The 12344-nt window shown below is 45.8% G+C and carries 10 protein-coding genes and 1 pseudogene; 7 read left to right on the top strand and 4 right to left on the bottom strand.

Going from position 1 to position 12344, the window contains the following annotated elements; all coding sequences use genetic code 11:
• Positions 1-75 precede the first annotated feature (75 nt).
• Positions 76-455 (top strand): annotated as a pseudogene (locus AC1RNB_RS01645) (GxxExxY protein).
• Positions 456-537: 82 nt separating this feature from the next.
• Here the strand turns inward: AC1RNB_RS01645 and htpG are convergent.
• The 3 genes from htpG to AC1RNB_RS01630 form a co-directional block, all read right to left on the bottom strand.
• Positions 538-2388, bottom strand: a complete 1851-nt coding sequence (htpG, locus tag AC1RNB_RS01640) for a molecular chaperone HtpG (protein ID WP_493080122.1) — start codon at positions 2386-2388, stop codon at positions 538-540.
• 123 nt (positions 2389-2511) lie between these two features.
• Positions 2512-3855 carry a DUF5689 domain-containing protein gene (locus AC1RNB_RS01635; RefSeq protein WP_493080120.1) on the bottom strand — a complete coding sequence of 448 codons (1344 nt, stop codon included), beginning with the start codon at positions 3853-3855 and terminating at the stop codon, positions 2512-2514.
• A gap of 2 nt (positions 3856-3857) precedes the next feature.
• Entirely contained in the window at positions 3858-6428 is a 2571-nt protein-coding gene (locus AC1RNB_RS01630) for a TonB-dependent receptor (RefSeq protein WP_493080118.1), read from the bottom strand.
• Between the two features lie 163 nt (positions 6429-6591).
• On the opposite strand from AC1RNB_RS01630, the gene AC1RNB_RS01625 reads away from it, so the two are divergent.
• The 6 genes from AC1RNB_RS01625 (at position 6592) to AC1RNB_RS01600 (ending at position 10696) form a co-directional block, all read left to right on the top strand.
• Positions 6592-7632 carry an endonuclease/exonuclease/phosphatase family protein gene (locus AC1RNB_RS01625; RefSeq protein ID WP_493080116.1) on the top strand — a complete coding sequence of 347 codons (1041 nt, stop codon included), beginning with the start codon at positions 6592-6594 and terminating at the stop codon, positions 7630-7632.
• Positions 7633-7813: 181 nt separating this feature from the next.
• The gene (rpsF, locus tag AC1RNB_RS01620) at positions 7814-8167 is read left to right on the top strand and encodes a 30S ribosomal protein S6 (RefSeq protein WP_493080115.1); all 354 of its coding nucleotides are present in this window, start codon (positions 7814-7816) and stop codon (positions 8165-8167) included.
• Between the two features lie 2 nt (positions 8168-8169).
• Positions 8170-8433 (top strand): 30S ribosomal protein S18, encoded by a 264-nt coding sequence (gene rpsR, locus AC1RNB_RS01615; protein ID WP_161819566.1) that lies wholly within the window; start codon positions 8170-8172, stop codon positions 8431-8433.
• A gap of 92 nt (positions 8434-8525) precedes the next feature.
• Entirely contained in the window at positions 8526-8972 is a 447-nt protein-coding gene (gene rplI, locus AC1RNB_RS01610) for a 50S ribosomal protein L9 (RefSeq protein ID WP_493080113.1), read from the top strand.
• A 311-nt stretch (positions 8973-9283) separates the two neighbouring features.
• Positions 9284-9691 (top strand): RNA-binding regulator, encoded by a 408-nt coding sequence (rbp, locus tag AC1RNB_RS01605; protein ID WP_493080111.1) that lies wholly within the window; start codon positions 9284-9286, stop codon positions 9689-9691.
• 123 nt (positions 9692-9814) lie between these two features.
• Positions 9815-10696, top strand: coding sequence for an aldo/keto reductase (locus AC1RNB_RS01600; RefSeq protein ID WP_493080109.1), 882 nt, complete (start codon positions 9815-9817; stop codon positions 10694-10696).
• Positions 10697-10725: 29 nt separating this feature from the next.
• On the opposite strand, the gene AC1RNB_RS01595 is transcribed toward AC1RNB_RS01600, so the two are convergent.
• Complete coding sequence (locus tag AC1RNB_RS01595; RefSeq protein WP_493080107.1) at positions 10726-12000, bottom strand: sensor histidine kinase; 1275 nt, start codon at positions 11998-12000, stop codon at positions 10726-10728.
• Positions 12001-12344: the final 344 nt, after the last annotated feature.

Below are 12344 nucleotides of genomic sequence, written 5' to 3'. Positions count from 1 at the left end.
CTTTTATGGATGCGTATTAATACGCTATGCTCGGAATTCTTTATGTAGTAATATTATGGCAAGAATAGATATTCTATGACAGAAAATGAGATAGCTACAGCAGCGATAAATACAGCCTTCAATATTCATGCTGAACCTGGGCCTGGTTTGTTTGAGTCTGTCTATGAATCAATCATGGAGTTTGAATTGATTCATACGCACAAATTATATGTAAAAAAACAGACTCCCCTTCCGGTAATCTGGAAAAATCAAAAACTTGATCTTGGTTTCAGAGCAGATCTTATTGTAGAAAACAAATGTATCATTGAGATAAAATCAATCGAAGCAATAGCAATGTGCATTACAAACAGGTATTGACTTATTTGAAACTAACCCACATAAAACTTGGTCTCCTTATCAACTTCAATGAAGAACTTCTTAAAACAGGTATCAGGCGTATCGTAAACAACCTCTAACCGCGCCTTTGCGCCTTTGCGAGCCAATAAATAATAAGGGGTGCCTGAACATAACAAGCACCCCTTAACCCTTCGTTATTTCTTACGCATTCACCTTAATCTCACCCTGCAACAACTCAACACTACGATTGATGAAATTGGTTAGCTCATTACCCTTTAATAATCCCTGAGAAAGTAAGGCAAGATCTGCCAGGTTACGCACCTGCTTCTGTTGGATAGCACTGTCTTTCTCTTTTAACAGCTGCTGGTATATCGGGTGGTTACCATTCACAGTCAGCGTTACTTCATCAGGCATCTGTGCATAAAAAGCAGTCATACCGCCGCCCACAGCACCCATATCTTTCATCCGGCGCATAAACTCTGGCCGCGTAGCAATCACAGGTGCAGATTCCGGACTCAATCCCTTGATCTCCGTGGTTACATGCAGGTTATCGATCTGCAGGTTAAAGAGTTCCGTCAGTTTACCGGCATCGTCTTTACTTAACACACTCTCATTGGTTTCCTGTTTATCTATCAGGTTATCTACAATATCTGCATCCACCCGTACAAAACTCACATTCTCCCATTTCATTTCCATCGTATTGATGAAAGCTGCATCCACCAGAGTTTCCATCTTCAACACCGTATACCCTTTCTGGGTGCAGGCCTGTATATAAGCATCCTGCTGAACAGGATTGGTGGTATACAAAATCACTTGTTTACCATCCTTATTTTTCTGTAAGGTTTCGGTAGCTGTTTTATATTCTTCCAGCGTATGAAACTTACCGGTGGTATCTTCCATCACCAGAAACTTATTGGCTTTTTCCAGGAACTTGTCGTCTGTCATCATACCATATTTCACAAACAGTCCCAGGCTCTCCCATTTTTCTTCCAGTGAACTTCTTTCGTTACGGAAGATCTCATCCAGTTTATCGGCTACTTTTTTAGTGATGTGTGCGTTGATCTTTTTTACATTCGGATCGCCCTGCAGGTAACTGCGGCTCACGTTCAGTGGAATATCCGGACTATCAATTACCCCCTGCAGCAACATCAGGAATTCCGGTACAATATCTTTCACTTCATCGGTTACAAATACCTGGTTGCAGTATAACTGAATTTTGTCTTTCTGAATCTCATAACTCTGTTTGATCTTGGGGAAGTATAACACACCCGTCAGATTGAACGGATAGTCCACATTCAGGTGGATCCAGAACAAAGGCGTTTCATTGAACGGATATAATTCTTTGTAGAATTTTTCGTAGTCTTCTTTACTTAATTCAGAAGGTTTTTTTACCCAGATAGGGTCTGTATTGTTGATGGATTTCTCCGCTTCTTCTTTCTTCTCACCTGTTTCAGAAAAATAAATAGCGATCGGTAAGAACTTACAGAATCTTTCGAGGATTCCTTTGATCCTTCCCGCTTCCAGAAACTCTTTGCTTTCTTCATTGATATGGAGAACGATCTTGGTTCCACGCTGGTTGTAATCAACGTCATATAATTCAAACTCCGGACTACCATCGCAGCTCCAGTAAACGCCACTGCCTTCTTTGTGACTCTTGGTAAAGATTTCTACTTTGTCGCTCACCATAAATGAACTATAGAAACCCAAACCGAAATGCCCGATAATATTGGCATCCTTGTATTTCTGCATAAACTCTTCGGCACCGCTGAACGCTACCTGGTTGATGTATTTATCTACTTCTTCACCCGTCATACCCACTCCGCGGTCAATGATGCTGAGGGTTTTTTCTTTGGCATCCAGTACCACATCAATACGCAATTCGCCCAGTTCTCCTTTGGCTTCGCCGATGGAAGAAAGGGTCTTCAGCTTCTGGGAAGCATCCACTGCATTACTTACCAGCTCTCGCAGGAAGATTTCATGGTCGCTGTAAAGGAATTTCTTGATAATGGGGAAAATGTTCTCGGTCTGTACCCGTATCTGGCCTTTTTGCATAGTACTAGTTTTGACTGCCAATGAACAAAGAAAGTACCAAACAGGCTCCTGCTGACAGGATGACAAGTCTCAAAACCCTCCCCTAACGACAGATTACCTTCTGACAGGAAAAAAATGCAGTCGCTAATTACCCCGGATCCGGATATTATCCAGCTGAAAACGGGTGGTACGGGCATCATTAGGATTGATGGGGTCGGCCCCTTCATATCGGAAAGCCAGGGAAATAGTCCCCGAAAACCCAGACAGGCTGATCTCGCCAGATGCTACCCATTTGTCAGCTACTGCCGAAACCGTACCCTTTGCCATAAGGGCCTTGAGCGGCGTCCATTTCGCTTTCCAGGGAGTATTGCCTCCATCGTAACTGGTTGATACCAGCACCTCTAATACCGCTCCATTGTCAAAACCATCCCGTGTATCGAAACTGAGTATCTCATTAGCTGAATTAGCCAGGTTAACCGGCGGGGTAATCAGCCAGGATACCAATACCGGTTTGCCGGTAGCAAATGCGCTGATCTCGGCATACTGGTTATTCAAGGTTTTGTTTACCAGAAAAGACTGGTCGCCCGTTTCTGCGATATTCTTCCAACCCGGTTTAGAGAATACGGTTTGTCCCTGCTGCTGTTCAAAATCTTCGGTCAGCAATTCTTTTGCGCCGGCAGCAGTACAACGCAATCCTGTCAGCGCTACATCGCCGGTATCCCTGAGTAATAATTGGCGGCTGGTACCAAACACACTGTATACGGCGGTAATGCTACCATTGCCCCTGGGTATCTTAGCGGCAGCAAAACGCGCAAATCCACTGGTTCTTACATACGCACTGCCACCCTTACAGGATTTAACAATGGCATTGGAGGATAATTTATTGATCGCATCTGCATAAGTACTCCCGGTATCTGTTACAGCAAACTCCAGCTGATCTATCTGCACCAGGCAACTCTGCAGCGAATCATCCAGCTCATCTAACCGAACACGATGAACAGCCACTGGCTGGTTCAGTGCTTTTTTTACGAAGAACCTGTTAAACAAAGGAACCGGTACAGGCAATAGTTCCGGGTACCGGGGGTCCGACCAATCCACGCCCCCTCCCAACTGCACCATCCGGGCATAATCGCCCAGGTATAATCCTTTCAGTTTTACAGCCAGTCTTCTGCCAACAGGATAATCTGCATATAAACCAAACCCATCCATCCGGATCATGATGCCTCCTGTGCTGTCCTGCAGTACAATCGATTTATAAAAATTATCCTTGCTGTCATCTGCAACCACAATGCCTTCAATGATCCAGTCTTCGGTAATATACCCGATACTTCCACTCACCTGTTTACTACGCAGGTCGCGGATGCTGAGATTGGCTGAAATATCAGGCCCCACATAAGCCGGTGGCGCATCAAACCGCTTATAACATTGCAAACCCGTAACCATCATCAGGCATATACAGCAGGTATAACCAATAGATATTGTCTTCATGATCATAAACGAATAGAGAGGTTAACAGAAAAATTCATTCCCATTGCATAAAAATATTTAGCAGGGAATTTGTCCGCATTTTTAGTGTCCATATCAAAGCGCAACTGTTCATACCCGCCAGCAATCATCCCCTTTCTGTTAAGCAGATTATTGATGCTGATATAACAAAGCACCGTAGGCGGATGTTGGGCATTCAGCCACCGCAGTCTCGCAGAACCACCCACCGAACAATCAACCGTATACTGCTCCGGCAGTTTTTCCTGGTTAATCATCCGGTACCACTGCTCAGAGCCTTCCGTTATATTTTCCATCGCCTGGTAGGTTCTTCGCAGCGGGTTAAAGGCCAGCCAATGTTCCCTGAAATAACTGGCAGACAAATTCATATACACAAAAGAACCCGGCTGGTAACTGATCCCCAAACCATACGCTTCCTGCGGTGTGCCTTCAATTCTGAAATTGTTCATATATACCTGTGTACGCTCCAGTTCATATGCATCATTATCGGCCGTAACAGACAATTGCGGCCTGCTGTTATAATAAAACCTCCCCACAGAAGCGCCTAACTGCAGGCTTAGCTTTCCCGTTGCTACCCATTCACCTCCCAGTTCCATTCCGGAATAAATTCTGCCGATGCCCCATAAAGCATCATTCACCAGTGCTCTGTAACCATCGTGGTAAAAGCTTAGCACATTCATGCCATCCCACTGCTGTGTAACAAACCCACTGAGCCGGAATTTTACTTTGGGTGCCTGAAAACGGTAACCGGCTTCCAGCGATCCGGTCTTTTCGCTGGAAATATGTTCCTGCCTGCTATCCCTTGTTCTGGGCGAGATAAACACATTATCAAAGAGTGGTGCTTTACTCATTACAATCCCTTGCAGATAAACATATTTCCTGCCATTGATTTTATAAGTAATACCTGCCTTGAGTGCCGGATTTGTAAACGACTGCACCGCAGATTTTCCGTACGACTGAAAAGGGAATAACCCATTCCTCGTTTTCCCCTCACGGTAATAACTCGTTGTTGATGCAGACAATCCTGCAAAACCATCCAACCGTTCTTTGCTGGCAGTAAAGAGAACAAAACCTTCCCCGCGGGTAGTATGCATACTATAATCATATCCGTAACGGTCTCCCACAGCTACCAAACGGTTGGGGCGATTCAGATCATTCTGCAGTACCCTTTGATTACCCGGAAAATCATTCTCCGCAAACATGTTCCAATCCACTGCATATTCAGCTCCCAACAGGTCTTTGATCCGGGTATAATAATCGCTTTGCTGTGCCAGCAGGTGAATCCCTCCTGTAAAAGAGAAAGCGTTATTTATTCTCGTATTCACCACCGTACTGAATACGATTCTTTTCAGATCCATCACTCTCTCAGCCAGCCAATAATGCGCACGCAGACCTGTATGATGATTACCCTGCATGCCATCTGCATTCAGAATCGTTTCCCTGCTGTTCCGGTTTACTTCGTACAAACGATCCCAGTTGATCTGTCTCACAGAAAACGCATCATGCCATGCATTCGTTACAGCTTCCCGTAATACCGAATCCATTTGATAACCCGGCAGGTAACGGTAATAATCGGGCCTGGGATCCGGTGCATCAAACCAATCCAGTGACGTGCTGCTTTTGGAACCTGTAATCAAACCCAGCGAGCTGATCCTCGTTGTATGATTATTCACACGATACTCATCTGTAAGGATCAACACGGGCTGATGCACAGTATTCATATTGGCATTTCTTTTCACACCCGATTGATAACCCCAATAAGGATTATAAAAAGCAGATCCATTTAATGCAACAGCCTCCTTCAGCACGGGCCCCTGTTTACTGTTCTGTGTATGATTGCCAAAAAAGATCAGCGATAACAGATGACCACCCGCCAGCTGTTTATCTACAGTTGCATAATAACTGCCACTCCGGTAATCCGTTCCCGGCATATAACTTTCCGATGCGTACCGAAAACTGCCGGATACCGAATAGGCCCAGCCCTTCCGGTTCATCGCCTGGCTATGGGTAAACTGATAACGGTGCGAGAATAAACGGTTGCTGCTCGTATAACCAAACTGTGTTCCCACCCTTTGCCGGGAGGCTCGCATATCCATTGCAGTAAGGCTTCCTGCATTACCAAATCCCAGTTCCGAAGCCTGTAATGCCAACACCTGCTGGTTATTGCGCGTAACTTCATTCAGGCCACTCCATAAGCTCCATTGGGTACTGCCATCATCCGGGTTCTGCATAGGCAACCCATTGATCTGCGTGCTGAACAGATCCGACGGGTATCCCCGCATCCGGAAACGCATCACCGAAAAATGAAAAGATGCCATCGATGCCAGTATATCCCTGTTGGCAGATAATGCAGACGGCACATACAAAGCGGCAGTCTCCGACCGCTCGGTTTCACTCAGTGTAATAATGGGTAATTCATATACCTGCTCCTCTTTCAGTAATGCAGCAGCAATACTGTCTGTAAACCTGTTTTTTTGTTTTTTGGTGGAATCAATTGTCTGTGCATATAGCCCCCCGCAAATACACAGCATGACCCCCAGGCAAGATACTATCTGCATGGTAGCTATTTTTCAATAAATAATGCGGGGAACAGACAGTAATAATGAAACAGAAAATAAAAATAATTCTTTGTTTTTTCTGCGCAAGAAAAACCATAAAAACTGCGGTAAATACGCTACCGCAAAAGGGTAACAAACGGTAGGTTTGTTGCAACTATTATTTATGAGGATAGTATTCTTTTCTACATTGCTGCTGCTGTTCTACCAGTCCGCAAAAGCGCAAACGCATCGTTACAAAGCCTGTATCATCGCTTTTTATAACCTGGAGAATTTCTACGACACTATCAACAATCCATTGGTGAATGATGATGACTTTACCCCCACCGGTACCAAACACTACACCAGAGAGATCTACCTCGATAAAATAGAAAAACTCGCCACCGTTATCAGCCAGATCGGAACAGAGATCAGTCCTGCAGGCCCGGCTCTTCTCGGGGTAGCCGAAATTGAAAACGATACAGTTTTACAGGCACTCACCCATCACCCCTTCCTCGTTCAAAGACATTACCAGCTCATTCATTTCGATTCACGCGATGCAAGGGGTATTGATGTGGCACTCTTATACAATCCATCTATCTTCCTCCCCGAAAAAGCCGACAAACTTTTTGTACCGCTTCCCGGCAACAGCAAAGAAGCTTACTACACCCGCGATATCCTGTATACAAGCGGCTGGCTGGCCGGCGAAAAAATTCATCTCTATGTAAACCATTGGCCCAGCCGCCGGGGTGGCGAAGAAAGAAGTTCACCCGCCCGTTCGGCCGCCGCCCGGGTTTGCAAAAACCATTTCGATTCCATCCTCCGTCAGGAACCGCAGGCCAGGATCATTGTCATGGGCGATCTGAACGATGATCCCGACAGTCCCAGCATCACCCAAACACTGGCCGCCAGCCCCTCCATCGCCCAAACCCGGCCCGGCCAGCTATTTAACCCCTGGACCCATTGGTACCGGAACGGCATCGGCACCCTGGCCAACCGCGACAGCTGGGGCCTTTTCGACCAGATCCTGGTATCACATGCCTGGCTGCCACCGAAGCAGCAAGGTTTTTTCTTCCATAGCCAGCACATTTTCCACCCCGCCTATCTCACCGAAAATACCGGCCGCTACAAAGGCTATCCCATGCGCACCTGGGACGGCAATACCTACCGCGGCGGCTACAGCGACCACTTCCCCACCTATATCGTATTACTAAAAAATCTAAAATAAAGGCTCATTCCAGCAAATAATAGGGTATCAGTGCCAAAAAACTCCAAACTCCTAACCCCAAACTCCAAACTTTCCCCTACCTTTGCAGCCCCAAATCTGTATTTGGCAGATTCTTTCCACCGGGCTTCCGGAGCGGATTGACCACTGGGATAAACCAATTTAAAACCTAAAAATTCAGGTAATGAACAGTTACGAATTGATGGTGATCTTTACTCCGGTACTGTCTGAAGAAGACTTCAAAGCTTCTCAGAAAAAGTATTCCGACCTGATCGCCGAACTGGGTGGTGCTACTGTGCACAGCAACCCATGGGGCTTAAAATCCCTCGCTTACCCTATCCAGAAAAAAACAACCGGTATCTACTGGTTACTGGAATTCCAGGGCCCTTCAGAACTTAACGAAAAACTGAAGATCCAGATGTTGCGCGATGAGCAGATCATGCGCCACATGATCACCCGTCTCGATAAATACGCCGTCGAGTACAATCACGTGAAAAGAAATGGCGGATTTGCAATGCAAGACAAACAGGAGGCTTAATCATGGCAAAGAACGAAATCAAATACCTGACCGCCATCAAACAGGAGAAGCCCAAGAAAAAATTCTGCCGCTTCAAAAAATATGGCATCAAATACGTGGATTACAAGGACATCGAATTCCTGAAAAAATTCATCAACGAGCAGGGTAAATTATTACCACGCCGCTTAACCGGTAACTCGCTGAAATACCAGCGTAAAGTACAGGATGCAGTGAAAAAAGCCCGTCAGATGGCCCTGTTACCTTACGTAACCGATTTATTAAAATAGCATTCATTAGTAACCTTCCCTAATCCCGCCAACGGCGGGAGACAGTCAACAAAGCGAAAGCCGACTGGGCTCTTGGGACTAAAACAATTATCATGCAAGTAATCTTAATTCAAGACGTAGATAACCTGGGTGGACGTAACGAACTGGTAACCGTAAAAAACGGTTATGCCCGTAACTACCTGATCCCTCAGAAATTTGCGGTAGAAGCCAGCGCATCTAACCTGAAGCAATACGAAGAGCGTCTGAAAGTGATCACCAAGAAAGAAGCCGCTATGCTGGCCGAACTCAATAAAGTGATCGATGTACTGAAAGCATCTGCAGTGTCTATCGGTGCCAAAACCGGTACCAGCGGCAAGATCTTCGGTAGCGTTACCTCATTACAGATCGCCCGCGCCATCCGCGACCAGAAAGGTTACGAGATCGACCGCAAGCGTATCGCCATCGTAGACGAAGTAAAAGAACTGGGTACACACAAAGCAACCATTGATTTCGGTAACGGAAACGTTGTAGAGATTGATTTTGAAGTAGTTGCAGAGTAATCGCACCCGAATCGCATAAAAAAAGCCTGTTCTCCGGAACGGGCTTTTTTGTGCCCGGGCCATGGCTTTCCAGGGCATCGCCTGTTGTGTCACTCACTTCAGGGTTCCGGGCATCGATCAGCAGGCTAAAAATGGCTTTCCCGGGCTTTTCCGAAAACCCCAAAAAAAATAGGGCAATTCAACAAAATCCCTATCTTCGGGAGTCCAATGACAGTTCTTCCATATTCCAGAAGGTTTTAAACGTAAATGCTTCCAGGTTTTTGGTTACTGTTTTACTCATTGGTTTTTGATCATTTAATTTTTTTAAGAACATGAACATTTACGTTGGAAATCTTAACTGGAATATGTCCAGCGAAGACCTGCAGAACCTGTTTACCCCGTACGGAGAAGTAACCAGTGCAAAGATCGTTACCGACAAATTCAACAACGACCGCAGCAAAGGTTTTGGTTTTGTTGAAATGGCTGATGATGAAGCTGCCCGTGCAGCTATCGCAGCATTGCACGACACAGACATTCTGGGTCGTAAGATCGTTGTTAACGAATCTACACCACGCCCAGAAGGCGAAAGAGGCGGCTTCAAGAAGAAGAGCTTCGGTGGTGGCGGCGGCGGAAGCCGTGGTGGTTACGGCGGCGGCGGTGGAAACCGCAGCGGCGGCGGTGGCGGATACAACCGCGATCGTGGTGGTAACGGCGGTGGCGGTGGATACAACAGGTATTAATCCCACACAACCAAAACTAACTCTCAAGTCCGGCCTTGCCGGACTTTTTTTATGTCCTCACTGCAACTTATTCACCAAACGTCTATGCGCATCCGGCTGGCGGCACTTCCTTATATTTGAATCATGAAAACCACCATTATCTCTTCTCCCGTAGCCGGCGTGATGCGCTGGGGTGTATGGGGTGCAAATTTCAGTACCGCCCAATACCGCGAAATGATTGAGACCTGCCTGCAATACGGCATCTTCGCTTTTGATCATGCCGATATATATGGCGATTATACCACGGAAGAAGATTTTGGTGCGGCACTCAAAGAAAATCCTTCTCTCCGGCAACACCTCAAACTCATTACCAAATGTGGTATACAGATGGTAACGCCCAACCGGCCGGCGCATACCATCAAATCATACAATACTTCCCGCGAACATATTATCCGCTCAGTGGAACAATCCTTACGAAATTTCGGTACCGACTATCTCGATGTACTGCTTATCCATCGCCCCGATCCCCTGCTCGATCCGGCAGAAGTGGCCGAAGCAGTAGAGCAACTGAAAGAACAGGGAAAAATTCTTTCTTTCGGCGTATCTAATTTTTTGCCGCATCAAACAGATCTCCTGGCCAGGTATACACTGGTAGAATATAACCAGCTCGAAATTTCTTTGCTGCAGTTCCAGGCATTAACCGATGGCAGCCTCGAAAACTGTATGAAGAACAAGATCATCCCCATGGCCTGGGCACCCCTGGGTGGCGGACTGTTTACAGACGATAGTCACCCCCGCTTCAGGGCCATTTCAACTACCGCCAATCAACTGGCTGAGAAATACAATACCGGTCTGAACGAGATCCTGCTGGCCTGGTTGCATACCCATCCCTCCGGTATCCAATCAGTGATCGGTACTACTAAAATCGAAAGATTACTGCAGGCCAAAGCGGCAGCAGCTATCCGCCTGGAAAAAGAAGATTGGTTTGCTTTATTACAGGCGGCTAAAGGAGAAGAAGTAGCCTGATTAATCAGGACCGATTTACGAAAAACCTATCAGGAATACAACGGAAGCTGTACAGAAAAACAACTGCCTTTACCCACTTCACTTTCCAGGTTAATCTTACCTCCATGAGCTTCTATGATCTCCTGGCAGATGGAAAGTCCCATGCCATAACTGATCTCACCTTCCGTACCCCGGCGCCGGGTATGTGTTAACATATCAAAAACCCGTTCCTGGTCTTCTTTCGGAATACCTATTCCCGTATCGCACACAGCGAAAACGGCATGGTTATCCTGCCTGTTGGTCTGAATACTGATAACAGATCCGGCAGCACTGAACTTGATGGCATTGTTAACCAGATTCGTTAGCACACGTATGATCCTGTGTTTATCTGCCTGAACCACCAGTTCACCCATCCAATAGTTTTCCGCAATCCGGCAGTCTTTTTTGGCGGCACTTACCTGTAACAAGGCAACTGCTTCTTTAATAAGCAGGTTCAGGTCCAGCGTTTTTAATGAGAGTTGGTGAACAGTAACACTATTGTTCTGCAGCAGTTCATTGATCAGTGTAAGTGAGGTATCAGAAGCATGTAATGCCAGTTGCACCAGTTCCTTTTGTGCCGGAGTGAATTCCTTATCAGAAAGCATGATATGACAGATCCCGGAGATATTGTTTACCGGGCTGCGCAGATCATGGGCCACTGTATTCAGGATCCTGTTTTTCTGTTCCTGTGCTACCGAAAGTTCTTTGTTAGTATTCTGCAGCTGTTCCAGGTTAGTGAAATAGATATGTTTGAAAAAAAACAAAGACATGGCAAATACAATCAGTGGCACCAGTATTTTAAGTACTTCTGCCAACTGCTGTAACACCGAACCCTGTACCAATAAAATATCATCCAGTCTGATGGAAACAAACACGGCCGATACCAATAGAGAAAAGCAGATATATTGCCAGTTCTTATCAAACACAACCACTGCAGCGATCATCATGACCAATAAACGGTACTCACTGCCGTTTCTGAAAAAATAAGCGGCGATACCGGCAATAACGGCCAGCAGCAACAAAAGCAGCGAACGTTGTTGCTGCCCTTTTTGCAGATACGAAATGCGGAAAGCCCATCCGAAGGTCAGCAACTGTAAAACATTCAGTATACCGGGCAACAGCGATGCGAAATAAATATTGATGACCAGGGAAAGAAAAGCAAAAGGAGCGGCTACCAGCAGAAACAGATTATACATATAGGTTTTCTGCTCCTCCACAAAACTGGCATCCTTGGGGATTCCCATACGCAGGAACTGCTGAAGGCCTTGCAATAGCCGATCTATCATGAATTTACAGGAATTGAATTCCCCTGTAAAATAGTAACAAAATACAAGAAGTGCTGAAGCAATTTAGAAGGAATGCGTTGTAGAAACGGATCGTTAGAAAGTAAAAAGATACCCATGCAGGTAACCTGTTCATTTTGAATGAACAGTGAGTCAGGGGCACAAAAAAAATAATCATTTTATTGATCGGCTTATAATAAATATCGCAGCTACCCACTCTCCCATCCCGCCATCGGCGGGAGAGCACCATCGGTACAACCTGATCAGTCAGTTTTCCTTCAGTTCCGGGCACAAAAAAACCCGATCATTTTATTGATCGGGTTATAATAAATATGGCAGCTACCTAC

The organism is Sediminibacterium sp. GW821-FHT12F12 (assembly GCF_058806635.1).
Note: the sequence above shows the minus strand (reverse complement) of the source record. Positions and strands in the feature narration are given on the sequence as shown.

Coding starts and splice junctions, on each gene's coding strand:
- htpG (WP_493080122.1), bottom strand. CDS start 2,388: ATGCAAAAAGGCCAGATACGGGTACAGACCGAGAACATTTTCCCCATT.
- AC1RNB_RS01635 (WP_493080120.1), bottom strand. CDS start 3,855: ATGAAGACAATATCTATTGGTTATACCTGCTGTATATGCCTGATGATG.
- AC1RNB_RS01630 (WP_493080118.1), bottom strand. CDS start 6,428: ATGCAGATAGTATCTTGCCTGGGGGTCATGCTGTGTATTTGCGGGGGG.
- AC1RNB_RS01625 (WP_493080116.1), top strand. CDS start 6,592: ATGAGGATAGTATTCTTTTCTACATTGCTGCTGCTGTTCTACCAGTCC.
- rpsF (WP_493080115.1), top strand. CDS start 7,814: ATGAACAGTTACGAATTGATGGTGATCTTTACTCCGGTACTGTCTGAA.
- rpsR (WP_161819566.1), top strand. CDS start 8,170: ATGGCAAAGAACGAAATCAAATACCTGACCGCCATCAAACAGGAGAAG.
- rplI (WP_493080113.1), top strand. CDS start 8,526: ATGCAAGTAATCTTAATTCAAGACGTAGATAACCTGGGTGGACGTAAC.
- rbp (WP_493080111.1), top strand. CDS start 9,284: ATGAACATTTACGTTGGAAATCTTAACTGGAATATGTCCAGCGAAGAC.
- AC1RNB_RS01600 (WP_493080109.1), top strand. CDS start 9,815: ATGAAAACCACCATTATCTCTTCTCCCGTAGCCGGCGTGATGCGCTGG.
- AC1RNB_RS01595 (WP_493080107.1), bottom strand. CDS start 12,000: ATGATAGATCGGCTATTGCAAGGCCTTCAGCAGTTCCTGCGTATGGGA.